The following is a 19,586-nucleotide window of genomic DNA, read 5'->3' as shown; positions in this document are numbered from 1 at the left end:
CTTACTCTTATGAAAAATTCAGTTTTAAGCCTCTTGGCTGCTGCGGCTTTGATGGCCTGCAGCAAAAATGAAAAAACAACATTCAGCACAGACATGGACAGCACTACCATGGCAGTCCCGGACGATTCAGCCACAATGAATGATACTGCCGGAATGCCTGCGGCAGACTCGGCCGCTGCTGCAAAAGCGGGAAGAACAGATAAAGATCTAAGCATGCAGGATAAGCAGTTCGCAGATGCCGCGGCAAAAGGCGGTATGATGGAGGTGATGATGGGCGGTTTGGCTGCTGCCAATGCAAACAGTACCGCTGTCAAAGCTCTGGGGGCTATGATGGTAAAGGATCACAGCAAAGCGAATGATGAACTCAAAAAGTGGGCGGCAGCAGTAGGCTACACTTTACCGGCAGCCATGGATGCTGATCAGCAGAAAAAATATGATGCACTGAAGGCTAAGAAAGGGGCTGACTTTGATCGTGCCTATGCAGATCTTATGGTAACCGACCACAAAAAAGACATATCCGGATTTAAAGTGCAGGCTGCCAAAGGAACAGAAGTTTCTTTAAAATCATTTGCATCTGAAACGCTTCCGACATTGGAGCATCACCTGAAGGAATCGGAAAAAACAAAAGCGGCGGTTAAGTAATCCGTGGCATACAATTAAGTTGAAAATTGAGCACCTGTTGCTCAATTTTTTTTGTTATACCCTTTAAAAAGCCTGATGATAATCTTTTATTTCACCAGATCCAGGTCAGGCTGCGCATATTTATGCACCTTCATATAAAGCGTGGTCTTCGTCTGGAACACACCTTCTATCTTGGCGATTTTCTGGTTCACGAGCTGATGGAGCTGTTCATTGTTCTTGCTCATAATATCAACCTCGATATCAAATTCCCCTGCTGTATTGGCAAGAAAGCTGACTTCAGGCATTTTCATAAGGGTATCGATAACATTGGGGATCAGTTTGGCTGGGCGCACGGATACTGCAATATTGGCATAAGCATTAAACCCCACATTCTGCGGATTGATTCTCCCCACTATCTGGATGGTCTTGTCTTCAATAAGTTTTGTAACACGGCTTCGGACATTGCTGATAGAGACTTTGAGCCTGTCGGCGATTTCGGTAAAGGAGGCGCGGCCGTCTTTCTGTAGTTCTTTTAGGATCATAAAGTCGATATCGTCCAGTTTGTTTTCCATCTGAAAATAAATTTTACACAAAACTATCAAAATTTTGCAAATTTTTTAGAATGATTATAAATTATTGTAAAAATTGCAGATTATTGGGAATTGTTTTTTAGATTAGCTTTTGTTAAAATCATTAAAAATTCAATAATAAAAATGTCAAATAAATACGGAAAAGCTAAAAATTACATCAATGGACGCTTAGTGGAAACAATGACCGATCGGTGGATGCCAGTGGAATCGCCGCTGACAGGCGAAGTGATTGCCGAGGTCGCAGTCTCTTCTAAGGAAGATCTGGACAAAGCGGTTTCGGCAGCAAAAGAAGCTTTTAAAACATGGTCCAAAACGCCCATCAAGGATAGGGTCCAGGTATTTTTCAGATACAAGACTCTTCTGGAACAGAATATGGCAGAGCTGTCTGCACTGATTCAGGAAGAGAACGGAAAGACTCTCGATGAAGCGAGAGCGGAGATAGAAAAAAGCATTGAACTGACCGAATTTGCGGTGTCGCTCCCGCAGCTTACACAGGGCGAAATCCTCGAGGTCAGCAAAGGCGTAGAATGCCGGACAGAGCATTCGGCTCTGGGCGTAGTGGCCTCTATCGTTCCTTTCAATTTTCCGTCAATGGTACCCAACTGGACCATCCCGAATGCCATTGCATTAGGCAATACAATGATACTGAAGACCTCGGAACTGGTACCGTTAAGTGCCTTGAAAATTGCAGATCTTCTGAAGCAGGCAGGTCTTCCAGACGGTGTTCTGAACATCGTCCACGGTGAAAAGGAAATTGTAGAAGCCATCTGCGATCATCCCGATATAGAAGCGGTGTCGTTTGTAGGTTCTACCAAAGTGGCGAAGATTGTCTATCAGCGTGCAACTTCCAATCTCAAAAGATGTTTGGCACTGGGTGGTGCAAAAAACCACCTGCTGGTCCTGCCGGATGCTAATCCTGAAATGACCGCCGCCAACGTAACCGCATCGATGTCGGGGTGTGCGGGTCAGCGTTGTATGGCAGCTTCTGCAATGGTCGCAGTAGGGCAGACAGACCATATTATAGAGAAAATGGTGCAGGAAGCCAGGAATGTTGTTCCCGGCAAAAACCTGGGTTCCGTGATTTCTAAAGCAGCAAAAGAAAGAATCGAAGGCTACATAACCCAGGCCGAGAAAGATGGGGCAAAAATACTTTTAGATGGAAGAAATTACCAGGTCGAAGGAAAGGAAAACGGCTACTATGTAGGCCCGACTATTATTGACTTTGTAACACCCGAAATGTCTGTTGCCAGAGAAGAAATCTTCGGGCCTGTTATTTCCATCATCAGAAGCAGAAGCCTGGAAGAGGCTATGAAAATAGAAAATGCCAATCCTTACGGTAACGCAGCTTCTGTTTTCACACAAAGCGGAGGACTTGCCAGATATGTGATGGAAAATGCTTCGGCTGGGATGATCGGGGTAAACATTGGTGTTCCGGTTCCAAGAGAGCCATTCTCTTTTGGAGGTTGGAATGAGTCGAGATTCGGAGTGGGTGATATAACAGGTAAAAGTTCCATCGAGTTCTGGACCAAGCTGAAAAAAATGACTACCAAATGGAATCCTGAAGCTGGCATCAACTGGATGAGTTAATATAATTTCAAATTTCAAATTAAAAATGTCAGATACATTAAAACATAAAATCAACAGACAGGAAGTTATAGATAATGCACTAGATTACACCATAATGTCCTGGTCCAAACAGAAAGGTATTGATCCGTTTGCGATTGAAAGGGCGGAAGGTGTTTATCTGTATGATTACAGCGGTCAGAAAATCATTGATTTTTCATCGGGATTGATGAATTCCAATATTGGATATGGTGATCAGAGAGTAACGGCAGCAGTCGTAAAACAAATGCAGGAAGTGGCGTTTATTTCACCAAGCTGTGTTTCCAAAGTCCGTGGAGATTTAGGAAAAAAACTGGCAGAGATCTGTCCGGGCGATCTTAACCGTGCTTTTTTCACTGTTTGTGGTGCAACTTCCAATGAAAATGCGATTAAATTAGCAAGGCTTTATACCGGCAGGCACAAGATTTTCACAAGATATCAGTCATATCACGGTGCTACCATTGGTGCTATTTCCGCAGGTGGCGATCCAAGGAAAATTCCTGTAGATGCTCAGCAGGCACCTAATTTTGTTCATTTCGATTTACCTAATGCCTATCGTTATGAATACGGCGAAGAAAATCTTCTGAAAGATTCGGTTGCTTCTCTGGAAAGACAAATCGAATATGAAGGACCAAATACCATTGCAGCTATTCTTCTCGAAGGCGAATCCGGAACTTCCGGCTGCCTGCAATACCCAAATGGCTATCTTAAAAAAGTAAGAGAAATCTGCAACAAACACGGGATTTTGTTAATAATGGATGAAGTGATGTCTGGCTTTGGGAGAACCGGGAAATGGTTCGGTTTCCAGAATCATGATATTATCCCTGATATGATTGTAATGGCTAAAGGTCTTACTTGTGGCTATTTGCCTTTGGGATGTGTGATGATTTCGGAAAAGATTGCTTCCAAATACGATGATAATGTTTTGCCCTTAGGTTTGACGTATTCTGCACACGCAGTTTCCTGTGCTGCTGCAATGGAGGTCATCAGAATCTATGAAGAAGATAACCTTATAGAAAGAGCTGCTGAAATGGGGAAATACCTAGAGTCTCGAATTGAGGATATGAAGAAAATTCATCCTTCAATCGGTGATTTCCGAAATACAGGATTGCTTGGTTGCCTGGAATTGGTGAAAAATAGGGAAACCAAAGAACCAATGGCACCCTTCAATGCAAAACCAGACCAAATGGAGGTGATGAATAAAGTAGCAGCTAAAATCAAAGGGCTTGGAATGTACACTTTCGTAAGATGGGGATACATTTTCATCGCACCACCATTGATCATTACAAAAGAAGAGATGGAAGAGGGTTTGGCAATCATATCGGAAGCACTCAAAATTGCTGACGAAGCGACTTACTAGTAATTCAAAATTGAATAATGTCAGATATTAATCAGAATCCTGTTTTTGACCCGGAACTTTATAATGAAGATTTGGCGCCGGTTTCTCCAAACAAAAGAACCTGGGGAACCTGGAACTATGCTTCGTTATGGATCAGTATGTCTATGTGTATCCCAACTTATATGTTGGCAAGTTCCCTTATAGAAGGCGGAATGAACTGGTGGCAATCTGTACTGACCATATTTTTGGGCAATCTTATTGTTCTGATTCCGATGATCCTCAACGGTCACGCCGGAACAAAATACGGGATTCCGTTTCCGGTTTTTGCAAGAGCAAGTTTTGGAACGACGGGTGCTAATATTCCGGCATTATTGAGAGCGATTGTAGCCTGTGGCTGGTTTGGAATTCAGACTTGGATTGGCGGTGTTTCGCTTTATCAAATCTTGAGGGTTTGGATTCCGTCACTTTCTGAGCCAATGATTACCGGATTTTTTCCTCCGGTACTGGAGATGATTTGCTTTCTAATGTTCCTGATAGTCAATATGATTGTAGTTTATTTCGGGGTGGATAGTATTCGTAAATTGTTAGTTTTTAAAGCGGTATTTCTTCCGGCTGCGGCTTTTGCGCTGTTATTTTGGGCAATTTATTCTACAGATGGTCTGGGTGAGATCCTCAATCAGCCTTCGAAATTCCAATCGCCTTCAGAATTCTGGAAGTTTTTCTTTCCGGCTCTGACAGGAATGGTAGGATTCTGGGCAACTTTATCATTAAATATTCCTGATTTTACAAGATATGCGACTTCTCAAAAAGCTCAGATCAATGGACAAATGATTGGTTTACCACCTTCAATGGCAGTCTTTTCTTTCATTGGCGTCGTGGTTACATCTGCAACAACCATCATCTATGGAACAACGATTTGGGATCCTGTGATCCTGGCAGGAAAGTTTGAGAACAAAATTCTGGTGACGTTGGCAATGATCGCTATTGCAATTTCAACGCTCGCAACTAATATTGCAGCGAATATCGTAAGTCCGGCTAATGATTTTGCTAATCTCAGTCCATCAAAAATCAGCTTCAGAACAGGTGGTTACATTACAGGGATTATAGGAGTTTTAATCTGTCCCTGGAAACTCATTGCAGATCCTTCAGGCTATATTTTCACTTGGCTGGTAGGCTATTCCAGCTTGCTTGGTCCAATTGGAGGCATTATGATTTCTGATTACTTTTTTGTGAGAAAACAACAGCTGATTTTGGAAGAATTATATCAGGAAGGAAAAACCTATTCTTACAAAAACGGTTTTAATTCCAAAGCTGTTATGGCTTTGATATTCGGGGTTATACCTAACATTCCGGGCTTTCTGGTAACCATAAAAGTTATCCCGGCAGATTCAGTTCCTGAGTGGCTGACCAATCTTTATCATTACGGATGGTTTGTCGGATTCTTTATCAGTGGATTAATTTATTTTCTATTGATGAAAAATAAAAAATAAAACTTTTAATCATCATTTATCAACTATCATTCATCATTTATAAGATATATGAGCATTTTAATTAAAAACGGTAATATTGTTACTGCTTCAGAGAATTTCATCGGAGATATCTTCATCGAAAATGAAACGATTTCAGCCATCGGGAAGAATCTGAAATATGAAGCGGATGAAGTGATTGATGCTTCCGGTAAATTGATTTTTCCCGGTGGAATAGATCCTCACGTTCATCTGGATATGCCGTTTATGGGAACTTTTTCCAGTGATTCTTACGAAACAGGAACACGGGCTGCATTATTTGGCGGAACAACAATGGTTATTGACTTTATTCTTCAGACTCAAGGGAAGTCTCTTCGTTCGGCTTTGGAAGAATGGAAGGGAAGAAGCGAGGGAAATGCAGTCGGCGATTATAGTTTCCATATGGCTGTGACGGATTATAATGATAATACCAAGCCAGAAATCCGGGAGATGATAGAAGAGGAAGGCATTACGTCTTTCAAAACCTTTATGGCTTATAAAGGTGCATTGATGGTGGATGACCGTCAGATGGTCGGCTTGATGGAGGAAGTGAAACAACACGGCGGACTTATCAACGTTCACGCAACCAACGGCGATATGATTGATTATCTGGTTCAGAAAAATCGAAATGAAGGCAATCGTGCTCCGATTTATCACTATCTGTCTCAGCCGGAAGTGACGGAAGCAGAAGCCAGCGAGCGTTTTGTTGATATGACCAATTTTACAGGCTGTCCCGGCTATATTGTGCATCTTACTTGCGAAGGCGCTCTGAATGCGGTGCGAAACGCAACCAGAAGGAATCAGCACGTTTTCGTGGAAACCTGTATTCAGTATTTAATTCTTGATGCGAGTTTATATGAGCAGGATTTTGAGGGTGCAAAATGGGTAATGTCGCCACCGTTGAGAGAGAAAAAGGATCAGGAAACGCTTTGGGCGGGAATCAATCAGGGATTGGTCAATGTGGTTGCAACAGACCATTGTCCGTTTTTCTGGGAACAGAAATTAATGGGTATTGACGATTTCTCAAAAATTCCGAACGGACATCCGGCTGTGGAAAACCGAATGGAACTTTTATATTCCGAAGGAGTTCATAAAGGCAGAATTACACTAAGCAAATTCGTAGAAGTGGCCTGTACAAATCCAGCCAAGATTTTCGGAATGTACCCTAAAAAAGGAACTATTTGTATCGGTTCGGATGCCGATTTGGTGATTTTCGATCCCAATGAAAAACATACGCTTTCAGCAAAAACCCATCATATGAATGTGGATTACAGCGGTTACGAAGGCTGGGAAGTCACCGGAAAAGTCAAAACCGTTTTGTTAAGAGGAAAAGTTGCTATCAGTAATAATGAATGTCTTGTAGAAAAAGGCTATGGTCAATTTATCAAACGGAATAAAGTCTCTGATAAAATTTAATAACTAATAACTCATAACTAAAAGCTATGTCTCGAATCATAAAATCAGGATTAATCCAAATGTCTCTCGCCAAAACAGAAGGCGAAGGAACGATTGACGAAATAAAACAGGCGATGCTGGAAAAACATCTGCCTTATATTGATGAAGCTGGTCAAAAAGGCGTTCAGATTTTATGCTTTCAGGAGATTTTTAATACACCATATTTCTGTCCGGGTCAGGACTCCAAATGGTATGAGTCGGCAGAAACCGTTCCGGGTCCTACGACAGATCTGATGGCAGAATATGCTAAAAAATACCAAATGGTGATTATCGTTCCTATTTACGAAAAAGACGGTGCCGGAATTCTTTATAATACAGCCGCCGTGATAGATGCAGACGGACAATATCTAGGAAAATACCGTAAAAACCACATTCCGCAAACGGGTGGATTCTGGGAAAAATACTTCTTCAAACCCGGAAATATGGGCTATCCTGTTTTCCATACCAGGTACGCAAAAGTCGGGGTTTACATCTGCTACGACAGACATTTTCCGGAAGGTGCAAGAGCGTTGGGAATCAATGGAGCAGAGATCGTTTACAATCCTTCCGCAACAACAGTCGGACAGTCGCAATACCTTTGGAAGCTGGAACAGCCAGCTCATGCTGTAGCGAATGGCTATTTTATGGGCTGCATCAATCGTGTTGGAACAGAAAAACCCTGGAATCTCGGCAAATTCTACGGAACTTCTTATTTCGTCAATCCTTTGGGTGAGATCTTCGCGATGGCTTCGGAAGATCGTGATGAGCTTCTCATTGCCGAATTTGATCTGGATCTGATAGATCAGGTTCGCTCCAAATGGCAGTTTTACCGCGACAGACGACCGGAAACTTACGATGACTTAACTCAATTATAAATTTTTATGGCAGCTATATCCGTCTTCCACTCCCGCTTTTTTCTTTTCTGTAAAAAGAAAAAGAGCTCCGTTCAAGCCGGGCTGCGGATTGAAGATATAATAATGGTTTGACAATTAATCAAACGTTACTTACTAAATAACAACTGACAACTAAGAAAATTATGATAGCAAACAGACGCTTAACTGAAGAACAATATCAGCAAAATTTCGCAGACATTCATCCACCTTTTGAGAATCGGGAAGGCGCTATAATAGAAGCCAACCGCTGTATAATGTGCTATGACGCACCTTGTATCAAAATGTGTCCAACACATATCAACATTCCGAAATTTATCAAACAAATTGCGACAGACAACGTGAAAGGCTCGGCTCGCACCATTTTTACGGATAATATTATGGGCGCAAGCTGTTCCAAAGTTTGCCCGGTCGAAAAGTTGTGCGAAGGTTCCTGTGTTTATAATCTGTTGCACGAAGAACCAATTCAGATAGCACGTTTGCAAAGATATTCCACAGAAAAAGCCATGTATAACAACTGGCAATTGTTCGAGAGGAAGCCATCTCTTGGAAAAAAAGTGGCGGTGGTTGGCGCTGGTCCTGCCGGATTGGCGTGTGCTTTCTATTTGGCAAAAGAAGGTGTAGACGTAACGATTTTCGAAAAGGAATCCAAAGGTGGCGGACTGATGACATACGGGATTGCGGCTTATAAAGTCACTCCGGAATTCTGCGAAGACGAAGTGAAATATATCACATCCATTGGCGGAATTGATATCAGATATAACCAGGAACTTGGAAAAGATGTTCACCTGAAAGATTTGCAGGATAATTTTGATGCTGTTTTCCTTGGAATCGGTGTCGGAATTGCGAGAAGACTCGATATTTCTGGGGAAGATTCTCAAGGTGTCGAAGACGCAATTTCTTACATCTATAATCTCAGAACCAATGATTTTTCATCTGTTCCTGTTGGTGATAAAGTGGTGGTAATAGGTTTGGGAATGACAGCAATAGATGCTGCAACCCAGGCAAAAAGATTGGGCGCAAAGGATGTGACGATTGTTTACAGAAGAACGGAAAACGAAAAACCTTGCACCGACGTAGAATTGGATATTGCCAAACTGGACGGTTGTAATATGGAATATCTTGCAGCACCAAAAGAAGTTTATGCTGAGAATGGAAATGTAAAGACATTGGTTTGCAGTAGGATGAAATTGGGCGATGCAGATGCATCTGGAAGAAGAAGTCCTGTGGAAACCGGAGAAACCTTTGAGATCGAATGCGATATGATTATTAAAGCAGCCGGGCAAACGCCATTCGAAGGGCTAATTTCCAATTACGAATTACAGAATTCTTATGGCAAAGTTTCCGTTAATTCCGCTTATGAAACCAACTGGAAAGGTGTTTTTGCGGGCGGCGACTGCATCAATGGCGGAAAAGAAGTGGTGAATGCTGCTCAGGACGGAAAATTGGCGGCTCGTTCAATCTTAGAATATATATTGAATTAACAAAATCAAAAAAAACATTGTCACACTGAGCTTGTCGAAGTGTCTATCTCAAACTTTAAATCAAAATTATGGCAGATATATCTTGTGACTTTTTAGGTATAAAATCCCCGAATCCTTTTTGGCTGGCTTCAGCACCGCCTACAGATAAAAAAATAAATGTAATGCGCGCCTTCGAAGCGGGATGGGGTGGCGTTGTCTGGAAAACATTAGGTTCCCAGGTGAAAAATGTTTCTTCCCGTTATTCCGCAATCAATTTCAATGGACAGCGTGTTGCAGGTTTCAATAATATAGAATTGATTTCCGACCGACCTTTGGATATCAACCTTCGGGAAATCGAAGAAGTGGTAAGGGAATTTCCGGACAGAGCGATGATTATTTCGCTAATGGCAGATAACACAAGAGAAGCATGGCACGAAATGGTAAAACGTTGTGAGCAAACTGGCGCTCACGGCTTCGAGCTCAATTTTGGTTGCCCGCACGGGATGACAGAGCGCGGAATGGGTGCAGCTGTCGGGCAAGACCCGGAAATTGCGGGAATGATTGTAGAATGGGTGATGGAAGTCGCCACATTGCCTGTCATCACAAAACTGACGCCTAATGTTCATTCCGTAGTTCCGACAGCAAGAGCTGCTGTGAACGCAGGAACCAACGCATTATCTCTAATCAATACCATTCAGTCTGTTACAGGAATCGATCTGGATACATTGGTTCCGAATCCGAATGTTGGCGGGCAATCCGTTTTTGGAGGCTATTGCGGACCGGCTGTTAAGCCAATTGCACTTAAAATGCTGACAACCATTTCCAAAGACCCTGTCACTTCCCAGGTTCCCATTTCCGGGATTGGAGGCGTTTCAACTTGGCAGGATGCGGTGGAGTTTATGTTGTTGGGTTCCACTTCCGTTCAGGTTTGTACGGCTGCGATGAAATATGGATTCAGAATTGTGGAAGATTTATGCGAAGGTCTCAACAACTGGATGGACGAAAAAGGTTTTGAAAAAATCACAGATTTCGTAGGCAAATCAGTTCCTACGATGACTGAATGGGAAAAGCTCGACCTCAATTTCCATATCGTTGCCAATATCAATCAGGACAAATGCATCCATTGCGGATTATGCCACATTGCCTGCGAAGACACATCGCATCAGGCTATTTTCAAAGGCGACGGAATGCCTTACAATACTTACACCATCAACGAACCGGAATGTGTCGGCTGTAACCTTTGTAAGCTGGTTTGTCCCGTTGATAATTGTATCACAATGGAAGAAAAAAGAGTAGCGCCGGATTATCTCAATTGGATTCAGTTCCAGGAAAAGGGTTTGCCGCTGAATGATCATTAAGATTATTTGGGCGCCTTTATCCGCCCTCCGTTCCCGCTTTTTTGTCATTGCGTATGGAGCGAAGTAATCAGTAGAACTTTACAGCAAACGCAATGACAAAAAGAGCTCCACTCAGGTCGGGGCGCAGTTTTGACAGCAATAGACCATTTGTCAATCATTTTAAAATTACAAACCTTTCCGAATTGTAAACCGAAAGGATTTACGAACAATAAAACATATAGCTTCAACCTCATATTTTTTTTAAAAACCAATGAACATCAACGCTTCACGCCTCGAAAATTTCTTCACCGAAATGTCAAAAATTGGGAAAATCGGTGAAACAGGAACCAACAGACCTGCGCATTCTCCTGACGAAAAAAAAGCATTTGAACTCGCTTCATCGTGGATGAAACAAGCCGGAATGACAACAAGAATTGACAATTTCGGGAATCTTATCGGAAGGTTAGAAGGAACTAATCCCGATTTGCCAGTTCTGATGGTTGGTTCACATCTGGATTCTCAACCTTATGGCGGAAGATTCGACGGCGTTGCTGGTGTTCTTTGTGCAATTGAATGTGCAATGACGATACACGAAAAAGGATTGAAGCCAGAGAGAACTTTAGAAATCATTTCATTTGCTGATGAAGAAGGTTGGCGTTTTAACAAGGGTTTATTTGGTTCAAGGGGAATTCTAGGAAGGCTGGAGGAAGGCGAATTGCAGAGAGCGGACGCCAACGGAATCACAAGAGAACAGGCTCTTAAAGATTTTGGTTGTGATATTGCAAAATTTAAAGAATCACGATATAAAAAGGGAAGTATCTATTGCTATCTTGAACTTCACATTGAGCAAGGACCAGTTTTGGATATTCAGGAAAAATCAATTGCTGTTGTTTCCGGAATTTCCGGCCCAATATGGCTGACTGTTAAGCTGAAAGGAATGGCCGGACACGCCGGTTCTGTTCCGATGCCGATGCGAAAAGATGCTTTGGTAGGTGCTTCAGAAATTATCATTGCACTAAACGAAATTGCCAATCAGGTTCCGGGAAATCCAACTGTTGGAACTTGCGGAACCATCAAAGTTTTTCCTGCTTCCAGAAATATAATTCCCGAAGAAGTAGAATTTACACTGGATTTGCGTGACATCGATCTGGAAAGAAGAAACCGCTACGAAAAACAATTATTGGATAAAATCGATGAAATTTCCAAAAAACACGGTTTGTCTTATGAAATTTCAGAAGACTGGAAATCGGAACCGCGGTATTGTGCAGACTGGATCAAAGATATCATCCGGAATAATTGTGAAAAAATAGGTCTAGAAAATACACCGGAACTGATGAGTGGTCCTTTCCACGACGCTATGGCTATTTCTTACGCCTGTGACTACGGAATGATTTTCGTCCGCTGCAAAGACGGAATCAGCCACAATCCACTGGAATATTCTTCTGCGGAAGATCTGGCAATAGGAGCCGAGGTTTTATATGGAAGCATTTTGGATATATTTAAAATAAAAAATTAATATCCTACATCAATTCATTTCAATTTTAAAGTTTCTAAATTTGGTGCTTTAAAATTTAAACTAAAATGAAAATACTAGCATTTGGAGCAAGTAACTCCAGAGAATCCATCAACAAAATATTCGCAGAATATACTGCAAAACAATTTACTGGAGCAGAATTAGAAGTCCTTGATCTGAATGATTACGAAATGCCTATCTTCAGTGTAGACAGAGAAAAACACGATGGCATTCCGGCTTTAGCGTTGAGATTTGCAGAGAAAATCGACGCAGCTGATTTGTTGATTATTTCTTTTGCAGAACATAATAGTACTTATACCACAGCTTTCAAAAATGTGTTCGATTGGGTCTCGAGAATAAAAGACAGAAAACATTTTGGCGAAAAACCGGTGTTCGCTTTAGCTACAGCAACTGGTCCTGGTGGTGGAAAACATGTGGTTGCTGCTTTCGAGGCGAGAGCTAAGTCAAGTGGCGCAACTGTATTGCAAAGTTTTGTGTTGCCAAAATACAAAGAGACTTTTGATACCGAGAAAGGCATCATTGATGAAGAAAAGAATGCTGAGTTTCAGGAGAAATTGACAGCTGTTAAAAACTTTTTCGCATAACATTTTGGAATATTATGCTAAGATTACGTAACTTTGTCATCAAAGAAAGAAAATGAAAATCTTACAAGTTCATTTCAAGCAGTATTCTAATTCTTGCAAAAAGGATTATACATACACCTCCGAACTTGTGAACTAAAATACAGCCGACAATCTCCAAGATTGTCGGCTTTTTTATTTAGCAAAATTGAAAAGTAAGTTTGAAATAAATCTAATGAATTCCAAGATTCTTTCAGGTTTTCAAAAGCCTGAAGGAATCGAAAGAATAGAAATCTGAAAGTGAAAAATGAGCAATACCTATAAATCTGCCGGCGTTGATAAAGAAGAAGGCTACAAAACTGTAGATAAAATCAAAACTGCCGTTGCCGGGACACACAATAAAAACGTCCTGAATAATCTCGGAAGTTTCGGTGCATTCTACGAGATTGCTGGTTACAAAAATCCTGTTTTGGTTTCCGGAACCGATGGCGTCGGAACCAAGCTGAAAATCGCTCTTGATACCAAACAATATGATTCTATCGGTGTAGATTGTTTTGCAATGTGTGCCAATGATATCCTTTGTCACGGTGCCAAACCATTGTTTTTCCTGGATTACCTGGCCTGCGGAAAGCTCGATTCTGAAATTGCTGCAGAAATTGTTCTTGGGATGGTAAAAGCTTGTAAAGACAACAATTGCGCTTTAATTGGTGGTGAAACTGCCGAAATGCCGGGAATGTATAAGCCTGGTGATTACGATGTCGCAGGTTTTTGCGTAGGAATCGTTGAAAAAGATCAAATCATCGATGGTTCAAAAATCAACAAAGGAAACAGAATTATTGTGATTCCTAGTTCCGGATTTCATTCCAACGGTTTTTCTTTGGTAAGAAAGATTTTTCCGGATTTCGAAGAAGAATTTGAAGGAAAGCCTTTATATGAGACACTTCTGGTTCCTACAAGGTTATATTATAGGGACATTCATAAAGTCTTGGAAGAGGTTCCGGTTTGTGGGATTGCTCATATCACAGGAGGCGGATTGTATGAGAATATTCCGAGAATTATTCCAAATGGATTGTGCGCCAGCATCGATGCGTCGAAAATCAAAATTCCGTCCGTGATGCTGGAGTTGGAAAAACGTGGAAATATCGCAAGGGAAGAGATGTTCGGCACATTCAATATGGGCGTTGGGATGGTTTTGGTAACCGATGACAATCACGTTGAGAAAATCCTTGATTTATTGGAAGATGCTTATGAAATCGGAGAAATCACAGAAGGAGACGAAAAAATTAGTTTATCGTAAAATGTCTATCGTAAATGTAAAAGTATTTGACATACTCGTACTTTATACATCATACATTGTACTTCTTAAATGAAAAATATCACCATTTTAATTTCGGGTTCTGGGACCAACCTGCAAAGACTCATTGATTGCATAGTCACAGGAGAAATCCGTAATACAAAAATCAATAAAGTGATTGCTGACCGCGAATGTTTCGGACTGGAAAGAGCAAAAAAACATCAGATCCCGAATCAATTAATCACACGAGGAAAAGATTTTTCGGACAATTTAGAAAAAGCAATTCCTGATAATACAGACTTGATTGTTTTAGCTGGTTTTCTGTCTATTCTGAAATCAGAATTCTGTGAAAAATGGAATAGTAGGATGATTAACATCCATCCCTCATTATTGCCGAAATTCGGAGGAAAAGGAATGTGGGGACATCACGTTCATAATGCAGTCATTGAAGCTGGCGAAAAAGAAAGTGGAGCAAGCGTCCATTTTGTTACTACAGGAATTGATGAAGGAGAAATTATTCTGCAGGGGAAATTTGATATTGATGAAAAAGATACGGCTGAAACGTTAGCTGAGAAAGTTCATCAAGTGGAATACGAAATTTTTCCAAAAGCCATTGATTTGATTTTAAATCGATAATATATTTATTTGAAGTTAAATTAATATTTAGAATTGTAAATTATTGTAAAATAATAACTTGTAAGATCTAATGATAATTAACTTTAATTCATGAAATGAAATCTAATAGCTCAGTTGGAGCAATCTAATAATAAAAATCCGGAGGTGAAAGAACCGGTAAATCACAGTTTGGATAAAACTGTAAAAAGTAAAATTTGAAAGAAAGTATGATTAAGAAAAGAGCACTTATCAGCGTATCTGATAAAAGTGGTTTGGTAGATTTTGCCCGGTTTCTCAAGGCGCAAAACTACGAACTGATTTCCACTGGCGGAACATTCAAACATTTGAAAGAAGCCGGACTCTACCCAGTCCAAATCGATGAAGTGACCGATTTTCCAGAGATGCTGGACGGAAGAGTGAAAACCCTGCACCCGAAAGTTCATGGCGGATTGTTGGCAGTTCGTTCCAACAAGGAACATATGAAAACGGTTCAGGAATATGAAATTGGACTGATTGATATGGTGATTGTGAATCTTTATCCGTTTTTTGAAAACGTGAACAAAGCTATTTCTCTCGATGAAAAAGTAGAATTTATAGATATTGGTGGGCCATCTATGTTGCGTTCAGCAGCTAAGAATTTTAATTCGGTAACGGTTTTGACAGATGTGAATGATTATGAGGTTGTTCAAAACGAAATGTCTGCAAATGGCGATTCAACTATTGAAACAAGGAAGAAATTAGCTGGAAAAGTGTTTAATCTGACTTCTGCTTACGACGCTGCGATTTCCAGTATGCTTTTGGATGAAGAATATCCGACTTACTTGAATGCTTCTTATAAAAAGGTTTCTGACTTGAGATATGGTGAAAATCCTCATCAGTCGGCAGCATATTATACATCAACTTTCGAAAATGGAGCGATGAAGGATTTTGAGATTTTGGGAGGTAAAGAATTGTCTTTCAATAATCTTCGCGATATGGATTTGTGCTGGAAAGTTGTGAATGAGTTCCAAGAAGAAATGGCTTGTTGTGCCGTAAAACATTCTACGCCTTGCGGTGTTGCTGTTGGAACTTCGGCTTTAGAAACTTATACTAAAACATTTGATTGTGACCCGATTTCAATTTTCGGAGGCATCATCGGAATGAATTATAAAGTAGATGTTGCAACAGCTGAGGAATTAAACAAAACATTCCTTGAGATTGTAATGGCAACTGATTTTGATGAAGACGCTTTGGAAATTCTTAGAAAAAAGAAAAACCTTAGAATCATTAAAATCAAAAATAAGGTTATTGATCAGCAAATATGGGTGAAAATTGACGGCGGAATGTTGGTTCAAAATGCTGACAATCAATTTTCAACAGACATCAAATTGATGACAGAAACTGCTCCAACAGAAGAACAAAGAAGAGCTTTGCTGTTCTCGCAAAGGGTGGTTAAATATGTAAAATCCAATGCGATTGTTGTTTCTAACGGCGTCCAGGCAATCGGAATCGGCGGTGGACAGGTTAATAGAATCTGGGCAACGCAACAGGCGATAGAAAGAGCAAAAACGAAATTCGATGGCGAATTGGTTTTGGCTTCGGATGCGTTTTTCCCTTTCCGGGATGTTGTAGATTTCTGTGCGCAGGAAGGCATCAAAGCAATTATTCAGCCTGGCGGAAGTATGAAAGATAATGATTCTATCGAAGCTGCGAATGAGCATAAAATCCCAATGCTATTTACGGGAATGAGGCATTTCCTGCATTGATAATAAAATTAATTGTATTTTAATAAAAAGATAACCCCAATTGAGATCAATTGGGGTTATCCGTTTATATTTATTATTCTTATTTTTTAATCACCTTGAATGATTTCACATTCGATGATGTTCTTACATTTACAATGTAGACACCGGCAGGCAGATGTTTCATATCGATATTTGCTGTTTTAGCATTGGTCTTTTCTGATTTTACCACGCTTCCTGCAAAATTATATATTGCAATATTTTCAATCGTATCACCATTCATTTTTACCGTCAGGTTATCGACAACAGGATTCGGGTAATATTTAAGACCATTATCTTTCGTATTCTCCGCAGTTCCAAGTTTGTCATCAACTTTTACAACAAAGCTGCAGGTATCAATGATCTGTCCATTGAAAATCAGATTATGCTTAACCGTTGTTTCTCCCACAGGGAAAATCGCGCCTGAAGGCAAACCTTCTGTCAATACTGAAAAGACTCCTGTTGAAGTACCTTCACATGCGAAAGTCAAATTGTAATTAACTACAGCACCGATATTACCTGGATTGGTGGTAACGGTCATGTTTGCGGGACAAGTATAATCACACTCTGGTGGATCTGGCAGACCAACCATGTAAACCTGAACATCATCTATCAATGCTCCTGTTCCTTTTGCTGCCAATGAGTTAAATCCTAAATAATAAACTCCGGAAGAATTTGGCGTGAAAGATATAATGGCTTCTTCATACTTGTCATTGCTTACATTTTTGCTCCAGATAACATTGTCTTTCTGTACGTATGCATAGGCTTTGTTAGCAATGCTCAGACTCATTGGAACGTCATTTCCTATAGACCTGTATTTGAATTTGATCAGAATTTCTTTTCCACCTTGTAGATTCAGACCTCTTGAGAAATACCAGGAATTAGCGTCAAAATAATAATTGAAATTTTGAATTGCATGAGATTCTCCTTCAGCAGGATATGATGAATCAATCAGCCACTGGTTGTTTCTTGATATGGATTGTGTGATCCATTGATCATCAGTTTCAAAGCCATATTTATAAGGCAGATTGACCGCAGATCCTGGATTTGGTAAAGTTGTGAAGTAAACAGGTCCTGCCCATGAACTGAAAGTATCTTCTCCACAATTAGCCCTTACGTAAGCTTCATAAATTGTATCCGTAGATAAACCTTCTACATGAACCTGTGTATTACCAACAGCAGTTCCTGAAGATGGAGTGCCTGTTCCGGCAGGTTGTACTGCATATTCGTATCCGTTTCCAGGCTGTGTCAGGAAATCCCAAGTCAGATCTACAGTTGTCTGTGCGTAATTGGCTTTTAAATTCGATGGTTTTGCACAGTTCGGACACGAAGCAATGATTGGTATACTGATGCTTTGTTCGCTTTCGCTTCCCACGACATTGCCATTGGAATCCAATATTTCATAACTGGTCTGCCAGCCGCTATGGCTTCCTCCGTTCCATGTAGTAGTAATAGCATCACCTGAATTGATTTTGAAAGGGAAATCCAATATATCGCCAATCGGTAAAGTTATGTCCGTAAATATAGAATCACCATTCACAAACAGACTCATCGTATTGTAGTTCCAGCCATCACCTTCAGAATCTTTGAGACGAAGGATATATTCGCAAGGAGAAGAATCTTTGTCGGAAACTTTTACATTATCGAACATGACATAGCCATAATTGGCGTCAGAATAAGTTTGGTATCCCAGATAATAAACACCATTTTCCGGAACTGTAAAAGTCACATTAGCAGTATTGTAAGTAGTACTCTGGATAAAATCATTATTCCACAGCTGAACTGAGTTTGCCGATGGGAAAGGATCTTTACTCACCACTACTTTCATTTTTTGCGGATAATATTCATCCTGGCTGGATCTGTAGTCGAACTGCAAAGTAATTTCCTTACCCGCAGGAAGATTAATGCCTCTAGAGATTACCCAGGCATCCGAGACATTTTCGCTGTCATCGTGTAATAAGTAGTATTTTCCGTCTGATGGCCCATACAGTCCTCCGGGACCTGAGTCAAAGTCACCTTTTACCCAAGGTTTTCCTACTGGCGGTTCAAGAAGTGTCCAGTGGCTATCGCCTTCAAAACTTTCATTGTAAGGTAAATTCGCTGGAAGAGCAGTTGTGGCAGGATAGGTTTTAAACTTTACAGGACTGGACCAGTTTCCATAAATCGAGCCTGATGCACAGACAGATCTTACATACAGCTCATATTGAGTTTCCGGCTGTAAACCGTGAGCTGTTGTAGAAAGACCTTGTGCCGGAGTTCCTGCCTCAGTAGGAATACCAGTTCCTGGCGTTTTAATAACATATTCAAATCCTGCGTCCGGTATGGAAGCACTTTCCCACGAGATATCTGCCGTAGTCTGTCCCGGAACTGCTTTTACATTCACAGGTTTTGGACATAATTCTTCATACAGATTAATATTATCCAAACTTATATATCCCAGGTTGGGATCCGGATAAAAGTAAAAAGCCAAATAATAAGTGCCAGTTTCAGGAACTTCGAAAGTTTGATGGGCATTCTGGTAAGTGTTTATCTGAATATTCTCATTGACCCATAATTCTGTAGAGTTGTCAAGAACCGGCGTTGGTTGCTTTTTTAACACCACTTTTAATTTAACCGGAAAAAGGGTGTTAAGGCTGGATCGGTAATCAAAATCCAATGCAATTTTGTGTCCTGATTCGATATTGATACCTTTTGTAATGAGCCAGGCCGATCCTCCGTTTTCGAAGTCGCTCTGGGCACGCGCATAATACTGACCCTGAGAAGGACCATAAACGGTACTTGTCTCATCAGTGAATTCCCAGGGCGTGCCGGGACCTGTGTTCATTTTGTACCAATAATTTTGTTCTGCTTCTGTTTCAAAACCATTGGAGTACGGAAGCGATACCGGATCCGTCTGTCCAAATGTGAATAGAAAACCGAGCAAAGAGAAAAAAGTTAATGCTTTGTTCATATATTTCATTTTGCAACAAACATAGAACGGAAGCCCTTTAATTCCTATTTTTATACTTTAAAAATGAAGAAATATTCATTGTTTTTGAAAGA

At 40.7% G+C, this 19,586-nt stretch carries 15 protein-coding genes; 13 read left to right on the top strand and 2 right to left on the bottom strand.

The window, feature by feature from the left end; genetic code table 11:
• Positions 1 to 9: 9 nt before the first annotated feature.
• The gene (locus BUA97_RS00285) at positions 10 to 642 is read left to right on the top strand and encodes a DUF4142 domain-containing protein (protein ID WP_072995685.1); all 633 of its coding nucleotides are present in this window, start codon (positions 10 to 12) and stop codon (positions 640 to 642) included.
• 86 nt (positions 643 to 728) lie between these two features.
• On the opposite strand, the gene BUA97_RS00280 is transcribed toward BUA97_RS00285, so the two are convergent.
• Positions 729 to 1,214 (bottom strand): Lrp/AsnC family transcriptional regulator, encoded by a 486-nt coding sequence (locus BUA97_RS00280; protein WP_221405642.1) that lies wholly within the window; start codon positions 1,212 to 1,214, stop codon positions 729 to 731.
• Between the two features lie 120 nt (positions 1,215 to 1,334).
• Between BUA97_RS00280 and BUA97_RS00275 the strand changes: the two genes are divergently transcribed.
• The 12 genes from BUA97_RS00275 to purH all read left to right on the top strand — a co-directional run bounded on the left by BUA97_RS00275 (position 1,335) and on the right by purH (position 16,529).
• Positions 1,335 to 2,798 carry a CoA-acylating methylmalonate-semialdehyde dehydrogenase gene (locus BUA97_RS00275; protein WP_072995681.1) on the top strand — a complete coding sequence of 488 codons (1,464 nt, stop codon included), beginning with the start codon at positions 1,335 to 1,337 and terminating at the stop codon, positions 2,796 to 2,798.
• A 25-nt stretch (positions 2,799 to 2,823) separates the two neighbouring features.
• Positions 2,824 to 4,173 carry an aminotransferase class III-fold pyridoxal phosphate-dependent enzyme gene (locus tag BUA97_RS00270; RefSeq protein WP_072995679.1) on the top strand — a complete coding sequence of 450 codons (1,350 nt, stop codon included), beginning with the start codon at positions 2,824 to 2,826 and terminating at the stop codon, positions 4,171 to 4,173.
• Between the two features lie 17 nt (positions 4,174 to 4,190).
• A complete protein-coding gene (locus tag BUA97_RS00265; RefSeq protein WP_072995677.1) occupies positions 4,191 to 5,642 on the top strand; it encodes an NCS1 family nucleobase:cation symporter-1 in 1,452 nt (483 codons plus the stop codon).
• A gap of 48 nt (positions 5,643 to 5,690) precedes the next feature.
• A complete protein-coding gene (gene hydA, locus BUA97_RS00260) occupies positions 5,691 to 7,073 on the top strand; it encodes a dihydropyrimidinase (protein WP_072995675.1) in 1,383 nt (460 codons plus the stop codon).
• Between the two features lie 26 nt (positions 7,074 to 7,099).
• Complete coding sequence (locus tag BUA97_RS00255) at positions 7,100 to 7,966, top strand: nitrilase-related carbon-nitrogen hydrolase (protein ID WP_175546158.1); 867 nt, start codon at positions 7,100 to 7,102, stop codon at positions 7,964 to 7,966.
• Positions 7,967 to 8,127: 161 nt separating this feature from the next.
• Positions 8,128 to 9,465 carry an NAD(P)-dependent oxidoreductase gene (locus tag BUA97_RS00250; protein WP_072995671.1) on the top strand — a complete coding sequence of 446 codons (1,338 nt, stop codon included), beginning with the start codon at positions 8,128 to 8,130 and terminating at the stop codon, positions 9,463 to 9,465.
• Between the two features lie 68 nt (positions 9,466 to 9,533).
• Positions 9,534 to 10,802, top strand: a complete 1,269-nt coding sequence (gene preA, locus BUA97_RS00245) for an NAD-dependent dihydropyrimidine dehydrogenase subunit PreA (protein WP_072995669.1) — start codon at positions 9,534 to 9,536, stop codon at positions 10,800 to 10,802.
• A gap of 250 nt (positions 10,803 to 11,052) precedes the next feature.
• A complete protein-coding gene (locus BUA97_RS00240) occupies positions 11,053 to 12,297 on the top strand; it encodes a M20 family metallo-hydrolase (protein ID WP_072995666.1) in 1,245 nt (414 codons plus the stop codon).
• 65 nt (positions 12,298 to 12,362) lie between these two features.
• Positions 12,363 to 12,899, top strand: coding sequence for an NADPH-dependent FMN reductase (locus BUA97_RS00235; protein WP_072995663.1), 537 nt, complete (start codon positions 12,363 to 12,365; stop codon positions 12,897 to 12,899).
• Between the two features lie 283 nt (positions 12,900 to 13,182).
• Positions 13,183 to 14,172 carry a phosphoribosylformylglycinamidine cyclo-ligase gene (purM, locus tag BUA97_RS00230; RefSeq protein ID WP_072995661.1) on the top strand — a complete coding sequence of 330 codons (990 nt, stop codon included), beginning with the start codon at positions 13,183 to 13,185 and terminating at the stop codon, positions 14,170 to 14,172.
• 69 nt (positions 14,173 to 14,241) lie between these two features.
• The gene (gene purN, locus BUA97_RS00225) at positions 14,242 to 14,805 is read left to right on the top strand and encodes a phosphoribosylglycinamide formyltransferase (protein ID WP_072995658.1); all 564 of its coding nucleotides are present in this window, start codon (positions 14,242 to 14,244) and stop codon (positions 14,803 to 14,805) included.
• Between the two features lie 209 nt (positions 14,806 to 15,014).
• Entirely contained in the window at positions 15,015 to 16,529 is a 1,515-nt protein-coding gene (purH, locus tag BUA97_RS00220) for a bifunctional phosphoribosylaminoimidazolecarboxamide formyltransferase/IMP cyclohydrolase (protein WP_072997157.1), read from the top strand.
• A gap of 79 nt (positions 16,530 to 16,608) precedes the next feature.
• Here purH and BUA97_RS00215 read toward each other — a convergent pair whose 3' ends face one another.
• Positions 16,609 to 19,494, bottom strand: a complete 2,886-nt coding sequence (locus BUA97_RS00215; RefSeq protein WP_175546157.1) for a T9SS-dependent choice-of-anchor J family protein — start codon at positions 19,492 to 19,494, stop codon at positions 16,609 to 16,611.
• Positions 19,495 to 19,586: the final 92 nt, after the last annotated feature.

The organism is Epilithonimonas mollis, from assembly GCF_900142325.1.
Classification (GTDB): Bacteria; Bacteroidota; Bacteroidia; order Flavobacteriales; family Weeksellaceae; genus Epilithonimonas; species Epilithonimonas mollis.
The sequence above is the reverse complement of the archived record's forward strand: the minus strand, read 5'-3'. Positions and strand labels throughout refer to the sequence as shown.